This window comes from Pseudactinotalea sp. Z1732, assembly GCF_049724975.1.
In the GTDB taxonomy this organism is placed as follows: domain Bacteria; phylum Actinomycetota; class Actinomycetes; order Actinomycetales; family Beutenbergiaceae; genus CALKWS01.
This window is the reverse complement of sequence record NZ_JBMPQC010000001.1, coordinates 346,202-370,839: the sequence shown is the minus strand read 5'-3', so window position 1 is coordinate 370,839 and position 24,638 is coordinate 346,202. Positions and strand designations below refer to the sequence as shown.

The following is a 24,638-nucleotide window of genomic DNA, read 5'->3' as shown; positions in this document are numbered from 1 at the left end:
CGCACTGCTCACTGCACCGCCGGCGGCGCGTCGCCGGCCATCGGCACCATCGTCTTGAAACCACGCCAGTGGGTGCCCGGAACAGTGATGGGGCCGTTCCAGAGCGGGCGACTTCCGCGGGGACCGTGCTGCCACTGCCGGAAGTGGTAGAGCAACATCTCACCGGACGGATAGAGGCCCGCGATGAAGCCGTGGCCGAAGGCGAAGACGCGCGTGAACACGTTCCAGCCATGCCCGATCTTGACCGGGCCCTCCCATTGCCTGCCCTGCTGCGCCCCGGTCTGGTGGCGGTGCCAGTAGAGGTCGCCGTCGTCGTCGATGCCGTACAGCACCCCACTGCCTCCACCGAAGGTGGTGGGGTAGCGGCGCCAGTTGCGGACGATCCGGTCGGTGCGCAGGCCTTTCGTGCCGTTGGCCGGGTCGGTGTGGACGAGCAGTTCCAGCGAGCGCTTGATCCGCACGTCATCGACGTAGGTGGTGGTGATGAAGAACCGCCCCCCGCCGGCGTTGGCGGTTGAATGGTGCTGGAAGAGGGTGCTCCCGCAGGGCTCCAGTAGCCGGCGCGGCCCGGTCCAGCCCGCTGGCCCGCGGTCGAGGTCGTCGTGCCGGTACCAGTCGATCGCCCCGTCGCCGGAGAAGGCGTAGACCACGTTGGTGTGCGTGCCGAGTACATCCGTGAAGTGCTGCCACCCGGTGCCGACCACCTCTCCCACCGGCGTCACGACCGGTGCCTCGTCCAGCGCTGTGGTGGTGTCGAACTGGTAGCGGCGCAGAACCCCGCTGGGCTCGATTCCGTAGAGCACGAGCCGGTGTGCCGTCCAGTCCGGGAACCGTCCGACGTAGGGATCTGCGAGCGTGCCGCGGTCCCGGAGGCGGGTCGCTGCCTCCTCGATCACGCGCTGGGTCTTCAGTTGTGCGAAGCCGTCCTCCAGTAGCGCCTCGTCCTGGTCGGCGATCCGCGGGTCCACCGTGCACATCGTGTTCGTGGCGGGCCCGACGTAAAGACGCACGTTGCGGATGCCCCTTCGGGTTCGATCGATTCGATTGACGGCGACGAAGGCGTACTCGCAGTGGCCCGAGGCGGTGACGTACTTCGTGCTGACCACCACCTCGACGTTGATCGCGGTGCGGAACCGTTCGGCGAGTGACCGGGCAGGGGTCTGGTGGGGGATCCAATCCCGGCGGGTGGCGACCCACCCGAGGACCTCATCGGCGCCCGCTCGTGCCGAAGCCGCCGGTTCTCCCGCGGCGAGGCGGACATGGGTCGACAGAGCCCAAAGCATCGCGCCGACGGCGAACGTCGGGAGCGGGACGCCCTTGAACTCCGGCTCCGCCGGTCGCCAGGTGTCGGGGGCGTCCTCCGGTTTCCGTTGGATGTCGCTCCAGAGCCAGAGATCCTCGTCGCCATACATCGCCCGGAGCCGGTCGAGGGATTTGCCGGCAATGCTCCCCGTTTGCTCGGGATGGCCGCGGAGGTCGCGTGCCCACCCGGCGAAGGACAGGTGGTGCTCCCGGATCGTCCTGATCCGGGCCCGGTTCTCGCCCTGAGCGACCCGGACCTCCAGATCGCTGAGCCTGTCGTCGAGAGCGGCGACGTCCCGCTCGAGCAGTCCGACCCGTTCGTCGAGCAGGCGGATCGCCTCGTCCGTGTCGCTCTCCCGGCCGAAGTTGTAGATCCCCTCGACGATCTTGTAGGCCGTGACCACATAGTTCACGTAGGGGATGGCACTGGCGATCGTGACATAGACGTCGTCACCTTCGGGCATGGTCTCGTTCCTGTTCACTCAGGCGGTCGGCACCTCGCCGGTCGCATCGGCATGTGGTCCGCGCGCCGAGCGGGTCGGTGACTGCGGACGGAAGCGACGGGTCGTGATGAGCATGGGGGCGGCGTGCACATGCGCCGAGTTGTCCGTGAGTTCGAGGAGGGTGGCCGCAACGTCTCCGAGTCGCACCGAACTGGTGGGCCCCAGGGCGAACCGGCCGGTCTGCCCCCGGCCCGAGGCGGGTCCCTTGACGATGCGCGGCACCCGGACCAGTGTCCATGCGAGATCGTCGGTTCCCCGGAGCAGGTCACCCAGCGCCGCGCTGTGGCCCAGGAGCGGACGACACCGCAGGGCGAGCAGTGCCCGCATGACGCTGCGGCCCGCGTTGTTTGGGTCGCCGGGAAAGTCGATGTGGAAACCCTGGAGGACCACCAGGCGGGCCGGTCCGTCCCGCTGCATCGCGGCCACGATGTTGGCGGTTCCGACCGCCATGCTGGCCGGTCCCCGGAAGCCGCCCAAGGTCGACACGACGACATCCGCCCCGGCGATCGCGCATGCCACGGCGTCCGGGTCGAGCGCATCACCACGAACGACCTCGCACCGTGCAAGGGCCGGTGGTGCCGCGGTCGAGGGCCGAACGAAACTTCGCACGGTGTGTCCTTCACGGACGGCCAACTCCACCAGTGCGCTGCCGGCCAAACCACTAGCCCCGAATACCGTCATCCTCATGGCCTGCTCCTTTCCGGTGGGGCCACGGTAGGGAGGGGGCGGCGCCGAGGGTATGCCAGAAATCTGCCATTCTCCTGAAGTGCACCTCGGGCCTAGACTGGGGCGGTGAGCGTCGACCGGACGGAGCGGGCGATCGAGAAGGTCGCCGCTCTCGCCGCGACACCGATGGACCTGGTCTCGTTCTGGAGATCCTGCACCGAGGTCCTCGCACCTGTGATCCCGCACTACTGGACCCCGTGCTACTTCACCCTCGACCCCGCATCGCTGCTAGTCACCAGCCACTTCCACGAAGGGCTGGACGCCTTCCCCGCCGAGGCGCTCGCGCAGGAGTACTACGGCGACGACGTCAACAGGCTCATCGACATCGCCCTGTCGCCCAGCGGCGTCTCCACCCTCCACGAGGCGACGGGGGGTGACCCGAGCGCAAGTGCGCGGTGGCGGTTCAACATGACGATGGGCGGGGACCAGGAGATGCTCGCCCGGCTCCGCACGAGGGAGGGCGAGACCTGGGGTGCGCTCGGCCTGTACCGGAAGCCGGGTGCGCCGATGTTCGACGAGCAGGACAAGAGGTTCCTCCAGGTAATAGGACCACACCTGGCGGCCGGAGTGCGACGAGCCATGACGATCGGAGAAGCGAAGGACCCCGAGGCTGCCGACGGTCCCGGGCTGGTGGTGATCGACGACACCTGGAGCGTGCGATCGGCCACTCCGGGCGCCGCCCACTGGCTGGACCGTCTCCGCGACGCGCAGACCACCGCCGAGGGGCTCCCACCCTCGGTCGTCGCGGTGGCTGCGCAGGGTCTGCAGAGCCTCAGCCGGCACGAGCCCGCCACGGTCGCCTTCTCCCGGGTGCTGGCACCGGATGGCACCTGGATCCTGCTCCATGGCGCCCCGCTCAGCGGTGAGGGCGGACGCAGGGTCGCGGTGATCATCGAACCGGCCCACCCTGCACGGATATACCCGCTGCTGATGTCGGCCTACGGCCTGACGGCCCGGGAGCGTGAGGTCGTGGAACTCGTGCTCACCGGATCCTCCACCAGCGAGATCGCCACGGCGTTGTTCATCTCCCGGCTGACGGTCCAGAACCATCTGGGGAACATCTTCGCCAAGACCGGCGTGCGCAGCAGGCGGGACCTGGTGGGCAAGGTCTTCTTCTCCCACTATGAGCCACGCCTGCGCGACAACGAGCGGCGTGTGCTGCGCGGTGCACCTATGCGCGGCGGCCCCGCAAATCCCGACTGATCACGCGTCCAGGTGGTCGGCGAGGAACGCGTCGACGGCCTCGTGGTAACGGCCGGGCTGGTCCCGTCGGACGCAGTGACCGGACTCGGGGATCACGACCGTGCGGACCGAGTCGTTGCGCACCGGACGCGGAGCCATCGGCGCCTCCGGCGGGAGGATGAGCAGGGTGGGGACGCTCAGCGCCTCGAAACGCTCCTCCCAGAGCGCTTCACCCAGGAACAGGCCACGAGCGATGTACCGGCGATCCACGAGCGGTTTGCAGGCGGCCCAGGCTTCCACCTCGGTCCGCGTCCAGGGGGTCTCGCGCAGCATCCGTTCGATCTGGGTCCCCGGATCGACCATGCTGTCCAGCAGCGCCTCGTTCGCTGCCACGAACTGCGGATCGGGAGTTGAGCCGCTCGGCCTGGCCGGGTCCTCCAGGACGAGGGCGGCGATGTACCGGGGGCGTGCCAGCGCGGCACGCAGTGCGAGAAACCCCCCGAGCGAGTGCCCGATGAGTGCCACCGGTTCACCGATGTGCTCGAGCACAGCCAGCACGTCGTCGAGCATGACGTCCGGGGCGGCGTCGAGCTGATCCTCGGCAAACCGAGGGGAGCGGCCGTGGCCGCGTAGGTCCGGAGAGTGGATGTCCCACCGCTCCTGCCAGTGTGAGACCAGGTCCGGCCACGCGGTGCCGGCGTCGGTGACTCCATGTAGGAGCACCACGGGCCTGGCCCCGCTGCGGCCGTATCGGTGAGTGTGTAGTGGCTGCACAGGGCAAGGCTAGGGCCGTGGTGGCGCGGTACCGCGAAACCTGGGAATAGACCGTCCGCGCGCATAGTTGAGCCTAATAGACTCAAGTTCTTCGATCTGGGTTTGACAACGGAATCCGGGCAGGTGAATCTTGAGTGCGCACGACTCAACCGTGAACCTTTCGAGGCTCACCAGCGCCACGAACATCCCCGAATCAATCGCCGGCCCACAGGCCGGGAAGGAGCAATCACCATGGCACGAGCGGTCGGTATCGACCTGGGCACCACGAACTCGGTGGTGTCGGTTCTCGAGGGTGGCGAACCCACCGTCATCGCCAACGCAGAGGGCGCCCGGACCACCCCCTCGGTGGTCGCGTTCTCCAAGACCGGTGAGGTGCTGGTCGGCGAGATCGCCAAGCGCCAAGCCGTCACCAACGTCGACCGCACGGTCACCTCGGTCAAGCGCAGCATGGGCACCGACTGGTCGATCGACATCGACGACAAGACCTACACCGCGCAGGAGATCTCCGCGCGGGTGCTGGGCAAGTTGAAGAAGGACGCCGAGTCCTACCTGGGTGAGCCGGTCACCGACGCGGTCATCACCGTGCCCGCCTACTTCAACGACGCCGAGCGGCAGGCGACCAAGGACGCCGGACAGGTCGCAGGCCTGAACGTGCTGCGGATCGTCAACGAGCCCACCGCCGCCGCCCTGGCCTACGGGCTGGAGAAGGGCAAGGAGGACGAGCTCATCCTCGTCTTCGACCTCGGTGGCGGAACCTTCGACGTCTCCCTGCTGGAAGTCGGCAAGGACGAGGACGACTTCTCCACCATCCAGGTGCGCGCCACCAACGGCGACAACCGACTCGGCGGTGACGACTGGGACCAGCGGATCGTCGACTGGTTGGTGAACCAGGTCAAGAGTTCCTCCGGGGTGGACCTGTCCAAGGACAAGATCGCCCTGCAGCGTCTGCGTGAGGCCGCCGAACAGGCCAAGAAGGAACTGTCCAGCGCCACCTCGACGAACATCTCGCTGCAGTACCTGTCGATGAGCGAGAACGGCCCGATCCACCTGGACGAGCGCCTGACCCGCGCGCAGTTCGAGGACATGACCTCCGACCTGCTCGACCGGACCAAGACCCCCTTCCACAACGTCATCAAGGATGCCGGGATCGACCTCTCCGAGATCGACCACGTGGTGCTCGTGGGTGGTTCCACCCGGATGCCGGCCGTGACCGAGGTGGTCAAGCAACTCACCGGTGGCCGCGAGCCCAACAAGGGCGTGAACCCCGATGAGGTCGTGGCTGTGGGCGCCGCCCTGCAGGCCGGCGTCATCAAGGGGGACCGTACCGACGTGCTGCTGATCGACGTCACCCCACTGTCCCTGGGCATCGAGACCAAGGGCGGGGTGATGACCAAGTTGATCGAGCGCAACACCGCGATCCCGACCAAGCGCAGCGAGGTGTTCTCCACCGCCGAGGACAACCAGCCCTCGGTGGCGATCCAGGTGTTCCAGGGTGAGCGTGAGTTCACCAGCGACAACAAGCCGCTGGGCACCTTTGAACTGACCGGTATCGCCCCGGCTCCCCGGGGTATGCCGCAGATCGAGGTCACCTTCGACATCGACGCCAACGGCATCGTGCATGTCTCGGCCAAGGACCGGGGTACCGGCACCGAGCAGTCGATGACCATCACCGGTGGCTCGGCGCTGCCGGAGGAGGAGATCGACCGGATGGTCAAGGAGGCCGAGGCCCACGCGGCCGAGGACGCCAAGCGCCGTGAGGAGGCCGACACCCGCAACAGTGCCGAGCAACTGGCCTACTCCACCGAGCGGCTGCTCACCGACAACGCCGAGAAGCTCCCCGAGGACGTTTCCAGCGAGGTCAAGGGCAAGGTCGAGGAACTGAAGAAGGCCCTGGAGGGCGAGGACATCGAGGCGATCAAGACCGCCCAGACCGAACTGTCCACCGCCAGCCAGAAGATCGGTGAGGCCCTCTACGCCCAGCAGCAGTCGGAGTCGGGTGCGGCCGGCGGGGCCGGTGGCGACACGGGCCCCACGGAGGGCCAGGCTCCGGACGCGGGCGCCGGCGAGGATGAGGACATCGTCGACGCCGAGATCGTGGACGAGGACGAGGAATCCAAGTGAGCGAGTCCGAGTTCGAGGGTAAGCCGGTGATTCGCGACAAGCGGCGCATCGACCCCGAGACCGGTCAGCGCCGCGAGGAGATGCCGGAAGCCACCGAGCCGGGCGCCGTCTCCCCAGACGGCGCCCCGGCCGGGGGCACCCCGGAAGCGTCCGACGACGAGTCCCCAGCCGAGCCCGACCCGGTGGCCGAAGCCAAGGCGGAGGCGGCGGATCTGTTCGACCAGCTGCAACGCGCGAAGGCGGACCTGTACAACCTGGACCAGCGGTTCAACAACTACGTGCGTCGCTCCCGTGCGGAGGTGGAATCGGCACAGAGCCTGGGCGTGGCCGATGTGGTCGAGACCCTGATCCCGGTGCTGGACGACATCGCCGCGGCACGTGAGCACGAGGAACTGTCCGGCCCGTTCGGTGCGATCGCCGAGAAGCTGGAGTCCAGTCTCGCCGGCAAGTACGGAGTGGCACGCTTCGGTGCCGTCGGTGAGCCGTTCGATCCGGAGGTGCACGAGGCCTTGATGCACGAGCACAGCGAGGAGGCGACCGAGAATACGATCGCCACCGTGTTGCAGCCCGGGTACCGCGTGGGCGATCGGGTGGTCCGGCCGGCGCGGGTGGCGGTGTCCGGGCCGCAGTGAACTCGACCGCTCGCACGAGACCAAACGGCGCATGAGATTGCACGCGACAATGAACCAGGGAGGTGAGGTGCCATGAGCGGACAGGACTGGCTGGAGAAGGACTTCTACCGCACCCTCGGAGTGTCCAAGGATGCCGATGCGGCTGCGGTCAAGAAGGCCTACCGCAAACTGGCCCGCAAGTGGCACCCCGACCAGAACCCGGGTGACGCGGCCGCGGAGCGGAAGTTCAAGGAGATCGGCGAGGCCTACGCGGTGCTCTCCGATACCGAGCAGCGCAAGCAGTACGACGCGCTACGCGCCATGGCCGGGGGCGGCCCGCGGTTCGCCTCCGGCCCCGGCGGCGCCGGTGCCACTGGTTTCGAGGACCTGTTCAACGGCATGTTCGCCGGTGGCGGGGGCGCAGGGCCACGGGTGCGCTACTCCAGCGGTGGACCCGGGGGCGCCGGCGGTGCCGGTGGTCCGGACCTGGACGACCTGCTCGGGGGACTGTTCGGTGGTGGTGCGGGGCCGCAGGCCGGCGGCGGGCGATCCGGTTTCGGGTTCGGTGGCCAGAAAGGTGGCGACATCACCACGTCCGCGCACCTACCCTTCCGGACCGCGGTGGAGGGCTCCACGGTCACTCTGACCATGGAGGGCGGACGCTCGATGAACGTCCGCATCCCCGCCGGGGTGCGGGACGGGCAGAAGATCCGCCTGGCCGGAAGGGGCCAGCCCGGTATCGGCGGGGGCGCACCCGGCGACCTCGTGGTCACCGTGCACGTGGACCCGCACCCGGTGTTCGGGATCAGTGGGAACAATCTCACCATCACCGTGCCGATCACCTTCCCGGAGGCGGTGGAGGGTGCCACGATCTCGGTGCCGACCCTGTCCGGGGACAGCGTGCGGCTGAAGGTCCCGGCCGGCACCCAGTCCGGGGCCCGGTTGCGGGTCAAGGGCAAGGGTGTGAAGACGGCGAGGGGCACCGGTGACCTGATCGTCACGGTGCAGGTCGCCGTCCCGAGGAACCTGTCCAAGCAGGCCAAGTCGGCGTTGGACACGTTCGTCGCCGCAAGCGATGACACCGACCCGCGCGCCGGCCTGGCGGATGCGGCAAGGGCATGAGATGCCAGGCGCTCACTACACCACTCCACGGCTGGCGATCTCCGCAGCCGCGGAACTGGCGGGCATGCACCCGCAGACGCTGCGCCAGTATGACCGCCTGGGGATCGTGGTCCCCCGCCGCACCCCAGGTCGGGGGCGGCGCTACTCCGAACGTGACGTCGACATGCTCCGGGAGGTCCAGCGACTCTCCCAGGACGAGGGCGTCAACCTGGCCGGGATCAAACGCATCCTGGAACTGACCGAGCGGAACGAGCGCCTGGTCGCCGAGGTCCAGCGCCTGCTCGGGGTCAGCACCGGTCATCGCCGGGTGTTCACCGCGAGCGCCACCGGGGACGTCGTCGCCCTTCCGCTGGGACAGCGTGCCCGCCAACGCGCCGGTGAGGATTCCCGGCGCGCGTTGGTGCTGTGGCGACCACTGCGCTGAGATGGCCGGCGGCGTCCTTCCGGTGCCATCCCGGCCCCGGGGTACCGGTCCTGCTTCGGCGACTCCACCTTGGCGGGCATCCTCGCCGTGGGTCGCGGACCGGTCGATGGGCACCCCTGCCCATCGCGATCCGCAGTCAGGCGGCCGGTCGCTCTACTACGCTTCGGAACGACAAGGCGTGTGCGACCTGCGAGTTGGGCACGCGCCGCCGACCACCAAGAAACTAGGAGTCCTTGTGACTGACAACTACGGCAACGCCAGCCAGCCGCAGAACCCGAACATGCCGCCGCCCCCGCCCGGCGGTCACCAGTCAGTCCCGCCGCAGCCGGGGGCACAGCAGCCCCAGGGTGGTGGCTACCAGGGCCCGCCTCCGGGGCAGAGCTACCAGCCCCCGGCCGCCGGATACGGCGCCGGCCCGGGAGGTCCTGCAGGTCCCGGCGCACCTGGCGGCCCGGGCGCCCCTGGGTGGGTCCAGGGCTATGAGCAGCAGCAGAGCGGGAACTTCTTCGCCAATCTCTTCGACTTCACCTTCAAGCGCTACATCGCCGAATCCGTGGTGAAGGTGCTGTTCATCCTGCTCCTGGTCGCCTTCGGGATCGGATACCTGTTCGCGGTCATCGCGAGTTTCTCGGCCAGCGTCGGCGCCGGATTCGCCACAATGATCCTGGGTGGGCTGCTGGCGCTGCTCTATCTGATCCTGATCCGGGTCTCGCTGGAGGCGATCGTGGCGGCGGTGCAGGCCGCCAAGAACACTGAGCAACTGCTGCAACGTCTCTGATGCGCCAATGGTTGCGGGCGCTGCCGACGTTTCCCGGCCCGCTGCCGGAGTTCGACCCCGGCAGCGCCCCAACCGACCCGGTCACCCTGTTCACCACGTGGCTGCGCGAGGCCGCCGGGGCCGGGGTGGCGATCCCGCACGCGGCGGTGCTGTCCACTGCCGATGAGCACGGCCGGGTGAGCGGACGCACCCTGATCCTCAAGGACCTGCACGCGAGCGGCTGGGTCTTCGCCACCCAGTGCACCAGCCCCAAGGGTCAGGACATGGCGGCCAACCCCTACGCCGCACTGACCTTCTTCTGGCCCGCCGTGGGCCGTCAGGTGCGGGTACAGGGTGGGGTGGGGCGACTGTTCGCCGAGGCCGGTGCCGCGGACTTCCTGGCGCGGCCACCCGGTTCGCGGGCCGCATGCCGCACCGGTGCGCAGAGCCAGCCTCTGGGTTCGCGGCAGGAGTACTGGGACGCCTATGCGCAATCACTGGCCGAGGTCGAGGCCGACCCGGACCTGGTGGCCCCGCACTGGGCCGCCTACGCTATTCGTCCGGAGTGGGTGGAGTTCTGGCAGGCCACCACTGACCGCGGCCAGGTCCGGCTGCGCTACACCGCGGCGGACGGAGCCTGGACCAGCGGTCTTCGCTGGCCCTGACCCGTCAGTCCGCAGGCCGGCCCGGGTGCACCAGGAACGGTTCGAGCAGACCGTCGGAGGCGAGGTTCGCCAACTCCGCAGCCGAGTCCGCCGGCACGTCCGGTGCGTCGTAGGCACCATCGCCCGCAGCGGTCATCGCGGATACGGAGCGCAGCCCGAGGCGGCGCTGCAACAACGATTCGCTCACTGCGACGGTGCTCACCGCATCGCGCTGCAGCGCGGTGGTGTACCGGCTGAGCAGCCCCGAACGCATCACCACATACGCGCCCGCGATCGTGTGTCCGAGGGCGCGGTAGGCGACCAGCGCCGCGCCGACGGCGAAGGGCAGCAGCACCGCTCCTGTCCAGATCCATCCGAATCCGATGACGTCGGTCCGCGCCAGCCACCACAGCACACCGGTCACGATCGCCGCGGTCGCCAGCGCCCACCACAACCGGCGCCGCAACGCCGCACCCGGGTGCGGCTGCAACGGGGCGGTGATCGGATTGACGTCGGTCTGCAGCACCTCGCCGCCGACCCGGCAGGCCACCGCGCGCGGACCCCGCGGCAGAATCGTGGTCGGATCGGAGGAGGACCATGCGTCCAACCCGGTGGTGATCACGGTGGTATCGGTGACACCGAGCCAGCGCCACAGCAACGGTTCGGCGATCGCCACGCCCCGGATCCGGCCCTCGTCCCGGTTCACCTCCTTGGTGTGGAACAGGCCTTGGCGGGTGCGCAGCATGGTGGTCTCGGCACCGAACACCCGGGAGAGTTCGAACCTCCAGTGCGAGGTGAAGAACGTGATCGCCATGCCCAGCACACCGACCATCGCCACCACGCCCACCGCGATCGCGGTCCGGCCGGCCCAATCCAGATCGTCCCATGCCACCAGGTTCCGGCCGTAACTGAGTACGTCGAGGTTGAACGTCGCCGCGAGCCAGAAACCGCCCCAGAGCACTCCGGCGGCCAGCACCAGGGCCCAGATGTTGAACAGGTTGTAGAGCACCCATCGCGGCTGCAGCCGGCTGAGGATCTGCGGTGCCCGCTCTGGCATGGGATCGTCGCTGCCCTGGCTGCCGGCGTCTGTGGACTCGGCCTCCACCTGGTGGTCGCCGTCGTCTGGTGACTGCGGGGTCCGCCCCGCCGCGACGGTGCCGCTCGAGGGCCGACGGCGGTCCCGCAGCAGGATGCGCTGTAGTTGCTCGGCGTCTGCTGCCAGCACGGCGTCCAGGTCGAAGGCGGCCTCCCCGGCGGCGCTCTGCTGCCCGGCGCCGATCCGCACGATGCGCAGCCCGGACAGCCGGTGTCGCAGCCGGGCCTCGACGTCGACCGATCGGATCCGGTCCCGGCGTACCGAACGGTACCGGCGCACCAGCACACCGGTGCGCCGTTCGACGTAGTCCTCGCTGACCCGGTAGCGGGTGAAGACCCAGCGCAGCGCGTCGCTGATGGCCCCGAGGACGCCGAAGACCGCGATCGCCACGAACGGCCACATGCTGCTCATGTCGGCCTCGACGTCGAACACCGTGATCGCCACGATGCCCGGCGCCAGGGAGATGACCGTTTGCAGCGCGTCCACCCAGATCATCCGGGAGTGCAGACGCTGCCAGGGTGCGTCGGTCTGCACCAGTGGCGCGGTGCTGGTGGCCACGTCGCCGGAGATGTCGGCCCGCGTCGTGTCGTCCGCGCGGATCTCCTCGCCGCTCACGTGGCATCCCCCGGGGTACGCTCGGTGATCAGGGTCAGGCGCTCGGCGACGTCGGCCGCCACGTCGGCGTCCAGGCCGTTGATCTCGATGGCCCCCGAGGATGATGCGGTGGTGACACGCACCGTGGCCAGCCCCAGCAGCTGCTCGAAGGGTCCACGGACGGAGTCCACGGTCTGGATGCGGGAGATCGGCGCGACCCGCCACTCCTTCACGACCCACCCGCTGCGGGCGTAGACGGCTTCGTCGGTGACCTCCCAGCGGTGCACCGCGAAGCGCCACCAGGGCTCCACGGCGACGCTCACCAACGTCCCCAGTGCGGAGATGATGATCGCGGCGATCAGCCACGGCCGGGCCGCTTCCCACAGCACGTAAGCCACGATCGAACCGGCCAGCAGCAGGCCGGGGAAGACCAGCGCCTGCAGGATCCACAACGTGGTGACCGAGCGTTCAAGCCGGTGCTGCGGTGGGCGCAACTGGCGCGGGACCGGGCGTTCGTCGGGGTCGTCGCCGGTGGTGCCAGGAGTACTGGCGGCGGCGTTGGTATTGGCGTCCGGCTCGTTCGGGTCCGGTGTACCGGTCATGTCAGGCCCCCTGGGTGGCGTGGTGAGGTGGTGGGTTCGGCGGTGGCTGGTTCCGGATGGCGTGGTCGATGAAGTCGATCAGGGCTGCGGTCTGGGCATCGAGGTCGGTGTGCTCGTCGGCCATCCAGGCCCCGAGCACACCCTCGGTGGCGCGGATGATGATGACGGCGACGTCGGTGACGACGAAGTCGCGGAACTCCCCGGCCCGCTGACCGTCGGTGAGGATGCGGCTGATCGCCTCGACCTCCCCGGCGATCACCTCCAGGAACGGCCGCGCGCCCGCGGCGTCGCGATGGTTCATCACGATCTCGGTCATGGCCAGGAACTGAGCGCGATGCCGGGCGAAGTAGTCGATCTGAGCGCTGACCCAGGTGCGGATCAGGTCGGTGGCAGTCCTCGCCGCCGCGAGCTCGGCGCGCATGTGAGCCTCGGTGTCAGCGAAGAAGTCGGTCACCACCTGGGTGAGCAGGTCGTCCTTGCCGGCGAAGTGATAGGAGATCACGCTCTTGCTGATGCCGGCGCGCCGCGCGATCCGGGACAGCGAGGCCCCGGAGTACCCGGTCTCGGCCACGGTTTCGATCGCGGCCCTGACGATCTGGGCCCGGCGTGCCTGCTCGATGAAGGACCGTTGTCGCCCGTTCGCCCTGGTTTTCGACCGCATGGATGCAGAATAGGCCGGTCGGCCTGACTGCCACAATGCTTTTCATGACCGAACAGAGCCCTGGCACCGCCCAGAACCCGACGCCCGCACAGAGCCCGACGACGGCACAGCAGCGTCCGGTGCGCATCGCCGTGCAGATCCAGCCCCAGCACGCCGACTACGCCGCGATCCGCGACGCGGTACGCCGCGCCGAGGACATTGGAGTCGACGTCGCGTTCAACTGGGACCACTTCTTCCCCCTCAACGGTGACCCCGATGGCAAGCACTTCGAGTGCTGGACCATGCTCGGTGCGTGGGCGGAGCAGACCTCCAGCATCCAGCTGGGTGCCCTGGTCGCGTGCAACTCCTACCGGAACCCGGACCTGCTTGCGGACATGGCCCGCACGGTCGACCACATCAGCGGTGGTCGGTTGATCCTGGGTCTGGGTGCCGGTTGGTTCGCGAAGGACTACGAGGCCTACGGGTACGAGTTCGGCACCCCCGGCACCCGCTTGGATGCACTGGGCGAGGCGCTACCCCGGATCCGGCACCGGCTGGACGTGCTCAATCCCGCCCCTGCCGGGCCGATGCCGCTGCTGATCGGTGGCGCCGGGGAGAAGAAGACGCTGCGCATGGTGGCCGAGCACGCCGACATCTGGCACTCCTTCGCCACGGGTGCGGAACTGGACCACAAGCTCTCGGTGCTGCGGGCGCACTGCGACGCCGTGGGCCGGGACGTGGGTGAGATCGAGGTCTCTGCGGGCGCCGGCCCCCGCGGCCGGGACGGGAACACGCTGCCCGAACCGGCTGAGTCAGGGGAAGCGCTGCGCGCCCAGGGCGTGCGCCTGTTCACCCTGGGCACCTCCGGCCCGGACTACGACATGACCGGCTTCGACCGGTGGATCGCGTGGCGCGACGAGGTCAACGGCGCGTAGTGGTCCGCCGAGCGGGCCGGCCGCCGGCACCGGGCGGCGCTGAGCCGCCCGGACCGTCCGGACCGTCCGGACCGCTCGGACCGCTCGGACCGGCGACCGGACTCGACCCGCTCGCAGACCCTCGGCCGGCGGCCGGACTCAGTTCCGGTCGAGGCGCTCGGCCAGGAATCGGTAGACCAGCGCTTGCATGTGGGCGGCCTGGGCGTTCGTGGCCGCCCCGCCGTGACCACCTTCGATGTTCTCGTAGTAGGTCACGTCCTTGCCCGCCTCGATCATCAGGTCCGCCATCTTGCGGGCGTGCCCGGGGTGCACCCGGTCATCGCGGGTGGAGGTGGTGAACAGCACCGGCGGGTACTCCGCATCGGGCTCGAACAGGTGGTACGGGGAGAACGTGCGCAGGAACTCCCGGTCGCCGGGGACGTCCGGGTCGCCGAACTCCGCGATCCAGGACGCACCGGCAAGCAGCAGGTGGTAGCGCTCCATGTCCAGCAGCGGCACCTGGATGACGATCGCACCGAAGAGCTCGGGGTAGTGCACCAGCATGTTCCCGGTGAGCAGACCACCGTTGGATCCGCCCTGCACGCCGATCCGGTCGTGCGAGGTGACACCGCGCTCGACCACGTCCCGGGCGATAGCGGCCATGTCCTGGTAGGCCAGGTGTCGGTTCTCCCGCATCGCCGCCTGGTGCCAGGCCGGGCCGTACTCTCCGCCGCCGCGAATGTTGGTCAGGACATACACCCCGCCCTCCTCCAACCAGGCGGCGCCCAGGGCGGCGTTGTAGTTCGGCAGCATCGGGATCTCGTAGCCGCCGTAGCCGTACATCAGGGTCGGCGCGGTGCCGTCGAAGGTGAGGTCCTCGCGGCGCACCAGGAAGTACGGCACCCGGGTTCCGTCGTCGGAGGTGGTGAAGTACTGCTCGGCGACCAGGCCGGCGGCGTCGAAGAACGCCGGCATCGACTTGAGCTTCTCCGGCTCTCCGTCCGCCCGGGCGAGCCAGAGCGTGGTCGGGCTGAGAAAGTCGGTGGTGACCAGCCACAGGTCGTCGCTGCGTTTGGGATCGACCGCGCCGACGCGGACCGTGCCGACAGCGCCGTCCTCGGCACCGGTGAAGGGTTCGGAGGTGAAGGTGCCATCCGGTCCCGGGGTGTGCACCTCGAGCCGGTGCTTGACGTCATCCAGGATGTTCAGTACCAGGTGGTGTCGGGTCCAGGTGGCACCGATCAACGAGGTGGACGGAGTGGGGGAGTAGAGCACCTGGAACTCACGAGAGCCGGCCATGAAGTCATCGAAGTCGGTTACCAGCAGGGAGCCGCCGGAGTAGGTGGTCCCGGCCGGGGTCCAGTCCTTCCGCAACTCGATCGCCAGCCACTCGCGGTGCACCATGATCTCTGCGGAGCTGGGCACCTCGATCCGGCGTAGTTCCGTTCCGTCCAGCAGGTGGATCTCGGCGTTGTAGAAGGCCAGCGCCCGCACCACGAAGTCGCGCTCGAAACCCGGAGTGGAATCGTGCATCGCGGCGACCGACATGTCGTCGTGCTCACCCTCGAAGACGGCCTCAGCCTGTTCGAGCGGGGTGCCGCGGCGCCAACGGCGGGTGATCCGCGGGTAGCCGGAGGAGGTCATGCTGCCCGCACCGGTGTCGGTGTGGACGAACAGGGTGTCCTCATCGATCCAGGAGGTGCCGCCCTTGGCCTCGGGGCGATAGAAGCCGCCCTCGACGAACCGGCGGGTGTGCAGGTCGAACTCCCGGGAGACGTCGGCGTCGGCGCCACCACGGGACAGGTGGATCATCGCGAGCCGGTACTCCTGGTCGGCGCCCGGCAGCACGCTGACCCCGTGCCAGACCCAGTTCTCTTGCTCGGCCTCGTTGAGGGCGTCCACATCCAGGACCGTCTCCCAGTCCGGGTTCTCGGTGCGGTAGGACTCCAGAGTGGTACGTCGCCAGATGCCGCGCTCGTGCTGGGCGTCCTTCCAGAAGTTGTAGTAGTGCGCACCGATCTTGGAGACCTCGGGGATCTTGTCGTCGGAGTCCAGGATCGCGGTGATGCGGTCCTTGGCGCGGGCGAATTCCGGGGTGGCGGCCAGGTCCGCGGCCTTCTCCGCGTTGCGGGCGCGAACCCAGTCCAGGGCCTCACTGCCTGCGACGTCCTCGAGCCAGATGCGAGTGTCGGTCACGACGGTCCTCTCCGTATGAACTTCGATGTCCGGGACAGCCTAACCGCTGCGGCATATGACATGGCACAGCAATGGCTGCCGGGACAGCAGACCAACGGGGGGCCGGCGGACCGGGGGCCGGCGCTCCGGAGGCCGGGCGGCGCACCGGAGGCCTGGTCGTGGTTCAGGCTGGTCTGGCGGCAGCGGAGTCCGACGCGGGAGGTGAATGGACGAGCCCTGCCGGCGTCTGTTCGTGTCTGGACGCGCTTTCGGGGCACCTATTCGCTAGGTTGAGGGCGAAATTCCTCAGGCGTCCGGGTAGTCCGGACGTTCGCCCTCGAACGGCAGGAGCGACCCTCCCCGGACTCTACGAGCCCGCCACCGCAGAGGCCGTCCGGGGTGCGATGGCTCAAGCCGCATTGCACTGGGGAATCAACGCATGGGCGATCTACGCGATCGTGGGACTCTGCGTCGCCTACGTCTCCTACCGCCGCGGTCGGGTGCCGTTGATGAGCTCGGTGCTGACGCCCTTGTGGAACGGTAGAGCAAGCGGTGCCGGCGCTCGGATCATCGACGGCCTGGCCATCTTCGCCACTCTGTTCGGAACGGCTGCGAGCCTGGGATCGGTGCGCTGCAGATCGCTCGGGGAGTGGAGATCGTCAGTGGTATCGGCACAACCGGGAACACCATCGCGATCGTCATCATCGTGACCCTGACCGCCGGGACGATCGTCTCGGCGGTCTCTGGCATCTAGCGGGGCATTCGCCGGCTGTCCAACGTCAACCTGGTCCTGTCGGTCGGGCTCGCGGTGTTCTTCTTCGTGGTCGGCCCGACGGCGTTCCTCCTCAACGTCATCCCGGGCGTCGTCGTGGAGTACTTCGGCTCGATGCCCGAGATGCTCGGAGCCACCATGTCCGACGGGGAGCCGACCCAGGAGTTCCTCACCGCGTGGACCACCTTCTACTGGGCCTGGTGGGTGAGCTGGGCCCCGTTCGTGGGGGTTTTCGTCGCCAAGATCAGCCGCGGACGAACGATCCGCCAATTCGTCCTCGGGGTCCTGCTCATTCCCTCGTCCATCATCGTCGGGGCGTTCACCCTCCTGGGCGGCACCTCGATCTGGCTGCAACGCGAGCACGGGGAGGTCGCACCCGACGGTACAGCGCAGTCACTGCCGGCACCGGAGGAGATCTTCTACGTCGTCATCGACCAACTGCCGGGCGGCGCGGTCCTGGCCCCGCTGGTGATCGTGATCCTGGCGGTCTTCTTCATCACCACCGCCGACTCCGCCTCGCTGGTCAACTCGCAGATGTCGCAGAAAGGAAACCCCGAACCCAAGCGGCCCATCACGGTCTTCTGGGCGATGTGCATGGCCGGTATCGCCGTGGTCATCCTGCTGGTCGGTGACGAGGACGCCCTCACCGGACTGCAGAACCTGGTCACCGTGACGGCCTTACCGTTCTCCCTCATCATCATCGCTATGGCAGTGGCCTTGGTGCGGGAGTTGCGCAACGACCCGCAGGTGATCCGCTACACGTATGAGAACTGGGCGCTCGAGAAGGCCGTCGAGCGCGGAGTGGAGGAGTACGGGGACCACTGGGTCCTCAGTGTCGAACCGGTGACCCCGCCCGATGAGTACGCCACCGGCGAGGCCATGGACACCTCGGATGAGGAGTTCACCGCGTGGTACCAGCGCACCGATGATGAGGGTAACCCCGTCGAGTACGACTATGAGACGGGTGAGTACGCCGACGGAACGGACCCGGCCCGAACATCCGAGGACGGCACCGAGGGCGAGCAAGGCCGTTGATCGCCGCGCGTCATCATCCGGCAGCCAGCGCGCCATCGATGACGGCCACGACCCCGCCGCCGTAGGCGAGCAGGATGACGGCGATGCGCGCCGCCCTGGCGCTGATCCGGGTGCTGACCCACTCCCCGGCTGCAAGCCCGGTCAAGATCGCCCCGACGATCATCAGCCACAACCACCAGGCATAGGCCGGTAGACCTTCAGGGGCGGCGGCGACCTTGGCGATGAAGGCGACCATGCCGCTGACGACGAAGTAGGGCTGGATGGTGGCGGCGAATGCCCGATGGTCCCACCGGGTCAGCACCGCATGCACGCTCAGCGCCGGTCCGCCCACTCCGGCGGTGGTGTTGGTGAATCCGGAGACCGCTCCACTCAGGAGCGCACTCGGCGTGATCGCCACGGGACGGAAACTGCGCCGCACGATGAGCGAGGCGGTGAGCGCCACGATGAGGATCACCCCCACGATGATCTGCAGGCCCGGGCCGGTGAACAGCACCGAGATGATCGTGCCGGGCACCACCGCGACGAGGGCCGGGACGGTGAGCAACCAGAACTGCCGCCAGTCGATCAGGTGCCACACCCGGGTGATGATGAGCAGCGCTGCGACCGCGCCGCACAGGTTCACCAGCAGTACGCCGTCGAACGCGCCGAGTAGCAACACCAGCACCGGCGCAGAGATCATCGCGAAGCCCAGACCGGTGGCCCGTTGGGCCAGGGCGCCGATGAACACAGCGAGGATCACCAGCACGTACAGCACCCGGCCATCCTTCCACCAGGCGCCCGGTGGGCCCGAACCCTAGCCCTCGGCCGCGGCGGCCTCCCGGGAGGCGACGAACGCCGCGACGCATTCCTCGATGTGCTCGGCGGTGTGCGCGGCGGAGAGCTGCACCCGGATCCGCGCCGCTCCCCGGGGCACCACCGGGAAGGAGAACGCGGTCACGAACACCCCGCGGGCCAGCATCTGCTCGGCGACCTTGGAGGCCAGCACCGCATCGCCGAACATCACCGGGATGATCGGATGCTCCCCCTCCAGCAGGTCGAAGCCTTCCTCGGACATCCGGCGGCGGAAGTGGGCGGCGTTGGCGAACAGTTGCTCGCGCAACTCCCCGGCGTCCGCCACCAGGTCCAGGGCGGTGAAGGTGGCTGCCACGATCGAGGGGGCCAGGGAGTTGGAGAACAGATAGGGCCGGGCCCGCTGGCGCAGGATCGCGACGATCTCCGCCCGCCCGGAGACGTACCCGCCCGAGGCGCCACCAAGGGCCTTGCCGAAGGTACCGGTGTAGATGTCCACCCGGTCGCTCACGCCCGCGTGCTCGGGAGTCCCGGCGCCGGTTGCTCCCATGAAACCGGTGGCGTGGGAGTCGTCAACCATCACCAGTGCGCCGAACTCCTCGGCCAGATCGCAGATCTGGCGTAGCGGTGCCAGGTAGCCATCCATCGAGAACACGCCGTCGGTGACGACCAGGATCCGGCGAGCCCCGCCGTCGGCCGCTGCTTGAAGCTGCGCGCGCAGGTCGCCCATGTCGCGGTTGGCGTAGCGGAACCGGGAGGCCTTGCACAGCCGGATGCCGTCGATGATCGAGGCGTGGTTCAACTGGTCGGAGATGACGGCGTCGCGGGCGTCGAGGAGGATCTCGAACAGTCCGGTGTTGGCGTCGAAACAGGACGAGAACAGGATCGTGTCCTCGGTGCCCAGGAACTGGCTGACCCGCTGCTCCAGTTCCAGGTGCCGGTCCTGGGTGCCGCAGATGAACCGCACCGAGGCCATCCCGAAGCCGCGTTGGTCCAGGGCGCTCTTGGCCGCGGCGATGATGCGCGGGTCGTCGGCCAGGCCGAGGTAGTTGTTGGCGCAGAAGTTCAGCACCGAAGCCGGCTCCGCGCCCAGGGCTCCGGCCCGGATCTGCGCCGACTGGGGGGTGGTGATGGCCCGTTCGGCCTTGTACAGCCCGGACTCGCGCAACTCCTCCAACTCATGCTGTAGTTCGGTGCGCATCGTGGTGACCATCGGGGGCGTCCTTTCGGGCTGCGGGGCGTGGAATCGCTGAGACCGGTCGAACGGGCGTCAGACCGGTCGTTGCCGAGGCCGGTCTCGCCGCACTCGACCGGTCTCGGCGCCCAGCCTACGGAACCTGCTCAGGAGAGGGTGGACCAGTCCAGGTTCAGGAGAGGACGGACCAGTCCAGGCTCAGGAGAGGGTGGACCAGTCCAGGACGACCTTGCCGCTGGTGCCGTTGGCGGCGATCTCGAAGCCGCGCTCCCACTGGGTGGCGGGCAGCACGTCGGTGATCACCGAGGAGATGGTGTGGTGCAGCCAGGTGGACGAACTCAGCATCGCGGCCATGGCGTTCCAGGTCTCGAACATCTCCCGTCCGTAGATCCCCTGCAACGTGAGCATGTGGGTCACCACCACCGACCAGTCGATGTCGATGGACTCGGTAGGCAGCCCCAGCAGCGCGATACGGCCCCCGTGGTTCATATCCCGGATCATCTCCGGCAGCGCATCGGGGTGACCGGACATCTCCAGGCCCACATCGAACCCCTCCTTCAGACCCAGCTCCCCGAAAGCCCACTCGATGCTGGTCCTGGACACATCCACCGTCAGGTCCACCCCCATCCGCTCGGCCAGAGCCAACCGGGGCGCGGACACATCGGTGATCGCGATATACCGGGCACCCACATGGCGCACCACGGCCGCGGCCATCAACCCGATCGGCCCGGCGCCGGTGATCAACACGTCCTCACCCACCACCGAGAACTTCAACGCGGTGTGCACCGCATTGCCGAAGGGGTCGAAGATCGCACCCAGTTCGGCAGTGATGGGCTGTTGCCCCTCCCGGAAGTTGTGCACCCACACGTTCTCCTCCGGGATCACCACGAACTCCGCGAAAGCACCATCGCGCTGCACCCCCACCGAGATGGTGCGGATGCACAGCTGGCGTTGCCCGGCGCGGCAGTTACGGCAGGTCCCGCACACGATATGACCCTCACCGGAGACCTTGTCACCGACCTTGACGTCCTGCACCAAGTCCCCCACGGCCACCACCTCGCCATAGAACTCATGCCCGGGAATATAGGGAGCCCTCACCATCGAGGCCGCCCAGGAGTCCCAGTTACGAATATGCAGATCGGTACCGCAGATCCCGGTAGTCAACACCCGGATCTTCACCTCGGCCCGACCAGGCTCAGGCTCGGGACGTTCGACAAGTTCTAGACCAGCACGCGGGCCGGGCTTATAGAGGGCGCGCAACGGGGAGGGCCTTTCGGTTTCGGGCGACGGTGCTTCACGAGTGGATGGTGCGGGCTTGCGGCCATTGAGGGGTGGCGCCGTACAGGGTACCTGGAGGCCCGGCTCCGGGATCGTGGTGGGGTCTGACGGACTGGCAGCGCAGGAGCAGGCATCGGTCAACAGGGACGTCCGCGCTGGTTGACTCGGTGAGCCGGGTGCAGACCTCCCCGAGAGTAGGCTCGCGGTATGTCTGACCTGGATGATCTCACTGCCGTTGAACTGGCCGCCACCATCGCCAAGGGCGAACTCGGTGCGGTCGAGGTAACCCAGCACGCGCTGGACCGTGCAGCAGAACTCAATGACCGGATCGGCGCGTTCATCACCGTCACCCCCGAACTGGCCCTGGAACAAGCCAGGGCGGTCCAGCGCGCCATCGACGCGGCCGACGACGAGGCTGACCTGCCGCCGCTGGCCGGCGTGCCGCTGCCGATCAAGGACCTGAACCAGGTCGCCGGGGTCCCGATGACCGCCGGTAGCGCGGCGCTGCAGGGCTACGTGCCCGAGGTCGACGACGGCGTGGTGACCCTGCTGCGCCGGGCCGGGACCACCATGATCGGCAAGACCAATACCCCCGAGTTCGGGTTCCCCTGTTACACCGAGCCCGACGTCGCCCCGCCGGCCCGCAATCCATGGGACCTCTCCCGGACCGCAGGCGGCTCATCCGGTGGCGCGGCGGCCGCAGTGGCAGCAGGCATCACCCCGATCGCCCACGGCTCAGACGGAGGCGGTTCGATCCGCATCCCCGCCGGGGCTTGTGGCTTGGTGGGCTTGAAGCCCGCACGCGGGCGCATCAGCCCCGGCCCGCACGGCCTGGATGGCCCCGGCCTGTCCACCAACGGCGTCCTCACCCGCACCGTTGCCGACACCGCGATCGCGCTGGACGTCCTGGCCCACGCCTGGCCCGGCGATACCTACAGCGCCCCGCCCGTCGCGACCAGTTTCGCCGAGGCCGCCGCCCGCTCCGCCGCGCCGCTCCGGATCGGGGTGCTCACCGAACCGATCATCGCCGATGCGGGGATCCATCCCCAGGCCCTGGCCGCCGTGGACCAGGCGGCGCGCCTGCTCACCGGCATGGGCCACCACCTCGATACCGCCCCGGTTCCCTTCAATGCCGAGGAGTGGGCCCCGTTCCGTCCGATGTGGGCCGTCCTGGCCACCTCCATCCCGCTGCCGCCCGGGGGTGAGAGCGCCCTGCGCCCGCTCACCCGGTGGCTGCGCGAGGCCGGCAAGGATGTCACCGGGCCGACTTACGCCGAAGCCGTGTTCGGCGGGCAGCGCCTCACCCGCCAGGCCGCACGCCGGTGGGCCGACTTCGACGTGATCCTCACCCCGTCGCTGGCTACCCCACCACCGGCGATCGGCGCGATCCGCAACGATGAGGACCCGGCCGCGGACTTCCAGGCCCAGATGGAGTTCACTCCGTGGACCTCCAGCCTGAACATCATAGGCAAGGCCGCGATCTCCCTCCCGCTGCACCACGCCGAACCCGACGACGGCGAGCCGGCATTGCCCTTCGGCGTCACGCTGGCCTCGGTGGCACCCGGGGGTGAGGACGTGCTGCTGTCCCTGGCCGCGGACCTGGAGCGCGCCGCCCCCTGGGCGCACCGCCGAGCCGTACTCCAGTGACGCTGCCCGGTTTGCGCCGCTCTTGGGGCGCCCTGTCGTTGCGGTGTGGAGGGTCATTGATGTCTGGCGCAAGGGTGCGTCGTGATTCGCTCCGTGTGGGCGCCGGAGTGTGAGCATCGCTCCTGCTCCTGCTCCTGCTCTGCTGTTGCTCTGCTGCTGTTCTGCTCCTGCCCTGTTCCACCCGGCCCGCGTTCCGGTCTCTGCGCATGCCATGGGCCCGGCGGTGGTGGCCGGGTGTGGGGCGGGGTGTTCAGGTGTGCCAGGTGACTCCGGTGGGTGTGACGGTGGCGGTTAGGTCATTGCTGTGGACGTGGGTGTGGTGGCGTTGGCATAGCAGGGCTGCGTTGTCCAGGTTGGTGTGTCCGCCGTGGGCCCAGAACTGGACGTGGTGGGCTTGGCACCACTGAGCAGGGATGGTGCAGCCTGGGAATGAGCATCCCTTGTCGCGATGCCAGAGGGCTCGTTGTTGGGCGCGGGTGAACAGGCGCTCATCACGGCCCTGGTCGAGGATTTCGCCCTCGGTGCCCAGCACTGCGGGGATGATCGAGGCATCGCAGGCCATGCGCCGCACGGTTTCCGGGGAGAGCACCTGCCCGGTCATCGTGATTCCGGCGCCGTTGGTCTTGGACTGTAGGTCACTGAGGGGGATGGTGATGAATACTTGGGCCTTGGTGGTCTGGGGGGTTCCCTCGGGGGCGGCTACGCCCCGTTGGATGATGGTGACCAGGGCGTCGGCCCGGCGGCGTGGTGCGCTGCGCGGATCGGGGGTGCCGTCCTCGGCCGGCTGCGGTTTGGACAGCGCTGACAAGGTGGCGTCGATGATGGCCGCCCCTTCGGGGTCGAGGAGGACCCGGTACTCGGTCATCCCGCCGGCTGCGGGCAGGGTGTAGAGGGCTCGGCGAGTTCGTTGCCCGTTCTCTTCGGCTTCCAAGTCCTTGGGTGGTTTGATGGTTCGCCGTGCCCGGCGCAGCAGGAGCGCCAGCTGCCGGTCGGTCCACCCGCATCGGCGCACCGGTGCCCCGCCTTCGGCGGCATCCCCGTCGTCGCCCCCGGCGTGGTTTTCGTCGTTCTTGTCGTTCTTCGGGTCCGAATGTTCGACCTGGTCGGTCGCGCCTTCGTTGATCGTCTTCATCGTGGTGGCAAGCGCCTCGGCCTCGGAGATCGGTTCCACCTCGTGGTGGAACTGAATGATCGCTGAGGCCTTGGAGGTGCTGATCAGCCCGGCATCGAACCCGGTCAGGGTGTTCTCCACACCGGGGGAGGGGTTGTTGATCGTTTCGGCGATGCGCGCGGTGTGGATCGCTTGCCCCCGCGGTGGCGCCGGGGCGTACTGGCTGGCCACCTTGACCAGGTAGTCCACCGCCGTCATTCCCTGGCCTGCGGGCAACCCGCGAGAGATCGCTTCGGCCGCGGCGTGTGCCTCCAGCCGGGCCACCTCGTGACGAATCCGACCCGCCTGCGCCAGCGCCTCGCCCAGGTCTGACTCACCCACCCGCCACCACCCACCGGCAGCAATCTCGCCAACGACCGAGGCGACCTGAGCCAACGCGGCCGGTGCCTGGATCATCGGTGGGACCTGGGTGATGGACATGAGTCGAACCTACAACCCACCTCCGACAAACGTTCGAATCGTTTTGGCGCTGTGGATAGCTACGCGGGTACGCCCGGCCTGGGGATAACTGTGCAGTTGACCGCTCGGGTGAGAGACCGGGAGGTCGCCGACCCCCGCCTCAGG

At 68.6% G+C, this 24,638-nt stretch carries 21 protein-coding genes and 1 pseudogene; 11 read left to right on the top strand and 11 right to left on the bottom strand.

Going from position 1 to position 24,638, the window contains the following annotated elements:
- Window positions 1-8: 8 nt before the first annotated feature.
- Both ACPL7H_RS01765 and ACPL7H_RS01760 read right to left on the bottom strand, forming a co-directional pair.
- On the bottom strand, window positions 9-1,784 hold the full coding sequence (locus tag ACPL7H_RS01765; protein WP_424795445.1) for a tachylectin-related carbohydrate-binding protein: 1,776 nt from the start codon (window positions 1,782-1,784) through the stop codon (window positions 9-11).
- Entirely contained in the window at window positions 1,785-2,492 is a 708-nt protein-coding gene (locus ACPL7H_RS01760; protein ID WP_424795444.1) for an NAD(P)-dependent oxidoreductase, read from the bottom strand.
- A gap of 105 nt (window positions 2,493-2,597) precedes the next feature.
- On the opposite strand from ACPL7H_RS01760, the gene ACPL7H_RS01755 reads away from it, so the two are divergent.
- A complete protein-coding gene (locus tag ACPL7H_RS01755) occupies window positions 2,598-3,734 on the top strand; it encodes a LuxR C-terminal-related transcriptional regulator (protein WP_424795443.1) in 1,137 nt (378 codons plus the stop codon).
- Here the strand turns inward: ACPL7H_RS01755 and ACPL7H_RS01750 are convergent, their stop codons facing one another.
- The gene (locus ACPL7H_RS01750; protein ID WP_424795442.1) at window positions 3,735-4,487 is read right to left on the bottom strand and encodes an alpha/beta fold hydrolase; all 753 of its coding nucleotides are present in this window, start codon (window positions 4,485-4,487) and stop codon (window positions 3,735-3,737) included. It lies immediately after the preceding gene.
- Between the two features lie 231 nt (window positions 4,488-4,718).
- Here ACPL7H_RS01750 and dnaK point away from each other — a divergent pair, with 231 nt between their 5' ends.
- From dnaK to ACPL7H_RS01720, 6 genes are all read left to right on the top strand, one after another.
- Window positions 4,719-6,608, top strand: a complete 1,890-nt coding sequence (dnaK, locus tag ACPL7H_RS01745) for a molecular chaperone DnaK (protein WP_424795441.1) — start codon at window positions 4,719-4,721, stop codon at window positions 6,606-6,608.
- The gene (locus ACPL7H_RS01740; protein WP_424795440.1) at window positions 6,605-7,240 is read left to right on the top strand and encodes a nucleotide exchange factor GrpE; all 636 of its coding nucleotides are present in this window, start codon (window positions 6,605-6,607) and stop codon (window positions 7,238-7,240) included. The genes dnaK and ACPL7H_RS01740 overlap by 4 nt, the downstream gene beginning before the upstream one ends.
- 72 nt (window positions 7,241-7,312) lie before the next feature.
- Window positions 7,313-8,341: a DnaJ C-terminal domain-containing protein gene (locus ACPL7H_RS01735; protein ID WP_424795439.1), complete on the top strand. Its 1,029-nt coding sequence runs from the start codon at window positions 7,313-7,315 to the stop codon at window positions 8,339-8,341.
- A 1-nt stretch (window position 8,342) separates the two neighbouring features.
- A complete protein-coding gene (locus ACPL7H_RS01730; RefSeq protein ID WP_424788680.1) occupies window positions 8,343-8,765 on the top strand; it encodes a heat shock protein transcriptional repressor HspR in 423 nt (140 codons plus the stop codon).
- Window positions 8,766-9,000: 235 nt separating this feature from the next.
- Entirely contained in the window at window positions 9,001-9,543 is a 543-nt protein-coding gene (locus ACPL7H_RS01725) for a DUF4282 domain-containing protein (protein WP_424788679.1), read from the top strand.
- Window positions 9,543-10,187: a pyridoxine/pyridoxamine 5'-phosphate oxidase gene (locus tag ACPL7H_RS01720; protein WP_424795438.1), complete on the top strand. Its 645-nt coding sequence runs from the start codon at window positions 9,543-9,545 to the stop codon at window positions 10,185-10,187. The genes ACPL7H_RS01725 and ACPL7H_RS01720 overlap by 1 nt, the downstream gene beginning before the upstream one ends.
- Window positions 10,188-10,191: 4 nt before the next feature.
- Here ACPL7H_RS01720 and ACPL7H_RS01715 read toward each other — a convergent pair whose 3' ends face one another.
- From ACPL7H_RS01715 to ACPL7H_RS01705, 3 genes are read right to left on the bottom strand one after another with little or no spacing between them, the layout of a single operon-like run.
- Window positions 10,192-11,877, bottom strand: a complete 1,686-nt coding sequence (locus ACPL7H_RS01715) for a PH domain-containing protein (RefSeq protein WP_424795437.1) — start codon at window positions 11,875-11,877, stop codon at window positions 10,192-10,194.
- On the bottom strand, window positions 11,874-12,458 hold the full coding sequence (locus tag ACPL7H_RS01710; RefSeq protein ID WP_424795436.1) for a PH domain-containing protein: 585 nt from the start codon (window positions 12,456-12,458) through the stop codon (window positions 11,874-11,876). The genes ACPL7H_RS01715 and ACPL7H_RS01710 overlap by 4 nt, the downstream gene beginning before the upstream one ends.
- 1 nt (window position 12,459) lies before the next feature.
- Window positions 12,460-13,119 (bottom strand): TetR/AcrR family transcriptional regulator, encoded by a 660-nt coding sequence (locus ACPL7H_RS01705; protein ID WP_424795435.1) that lies wholly within the window; start codon window positions 13,117-13,119, stop codon window positions 12,460-12,462.
- Window positions 13,120-13,163: 44 nt separating this feature from the next.
- Here ACPL7H_RS01705 and ACPL7H_RS01700 point away from each other — a divergent pair, with 44 nt between their 5' ends.
- Window positions 13,164-14,033, top strand: coding sequence for an LLM class F420-dependent oxidoreductase (locus tag ACPL7H_RS01700; RefSeq protein WP_424795434.1), 870 nt, complete (start codon window positions 13,164-13,166; stop codon window positions 14,031-14,033).
- 138 nt (window positions 14,034-14,171) lie between these two features.
- Here the strand turns inward: ACPL7H_RS01700 and ACPL7H_RS01695 are convergent, their stop codons facing one another.
- The gene (locus tag ACPL7H_RS01695; protein ID WP_424795433.1) at window positions 14,172-16,208 is read right to left on the bottom strand and encodes a prolyl oligopeptidase family serine peptidase; all 2,037 of its coding nucleotides are present in this window, start codon (window positions 16,206-16,208) and stop codon (window positions 14,172-14,174) included.
- 71 nt (window positions 16,209-16,279) lie between these two features.
- On the opposite strand from ACPL7H_RS01695, the pseudogene ACPL7H_RS01690 reads away from it, so the two are divergent.
- Together ACPL7H_RS01690 and ACPL7H_RS01685 are read left to right on the top strand one after the other, a co-directional pair.
- Window positions 16,280-16,753 (top strand): annotated as a pseudogene (locus tag ACPL7H_RS01690) (BCCT family transporter); the annotation flags it as partial.
- Window positions 16,754-16,995: 242 nt separating this feature from the next.
- Entirely contained in the window at window positions 16,996-17,994 is a 999-nt protein-coding gene (locus ACPL7H_RS01685; RefSeq protein WP_424795432.1) for a BCCT family transporter, read from the top strand.
- Window positions 17,995-18,007: 13 nt separating this feature from the next.
- On the opposite strand, the gene ACPL7H_RS01680 is transcribed toward ACPL7H_RS01685, so the two are convergent.
- From ACPL7H_RS01680 to tdh, 3 genes are all read right to left on the bottom strand, one after another.
- Window positions 18,008-18,748, bottom strand: coding sequence for a TSUP family transporter (locus ACPL7H_RS01680; RefSeq protein WP_424795431.1), 741 nt, complete (start codon window positions 18,746-18,748; stop codon window positions 18,008-18,010).
- Between the two features lie 39 nt (window positions 18,749-18,787).
- Window positions 18,788-19,996 (bottom strand): glycine C-acetyltransferase, encoded by a 1,209-nt coding sequence (locus tag ACPL7H_RS01675; protein ID WP_424795430.1) that lies wholly within the window; start codon window positions 19,994-19,996, stop codon window positions 18,788-18,790.
- Between the two features lie 180 nt (window positions 19,997-20,176).
- Window positions 20,177-21,238: an L-threonine 3-dehydrogenase gene (tdh, locus tag ACPL7H_RS01670; RefSeq protein ID WP_424795429.1), complete on the bottom strand. Its 1,062-nt coding sequence runs from the start codon at window positions 21,236-21,238 to the stop codon at window positions 20,177-20,179.
- A gap of 225 nt (window positions 21,239-21,463) precedes the next feature.
- Between tdh and ACPL7H_RS01665 the strand changes: the two genes are divergently transcribed.
- Complete coding sequence (locus ACPL7H_RS01665; protein WP_424795428.1) at window positions 21,464-22,903, top strand: amidase; 1,440 nt, start codon at window positions 21,464-21,466, stop codon at window positions 22,901-22,903.
- A gap of 250 nt (window positions 22,904-23,153) precedes the next feature.
- Here the strand turns inward: ACPL7H_RS01665 and ACPL7H_RS01660 are convergent, their stop codons facing one another.
- Window positions 23,154-24,494 carry a DUF222 domain-containing protein gene (locus tag ACPL7H_RS01660; RefSeq protein WP_424795427.1) on the bottom strand — a complete coding sequence of 447 codons (1,341 nt, stop codon included), beginning with the start codon at window positions 24,492-24,494 and terminating at the stop codon, window positions 23,154-23,156.
- Window positions 24,495-24,638: the final 144 nt, after the last annotated feature.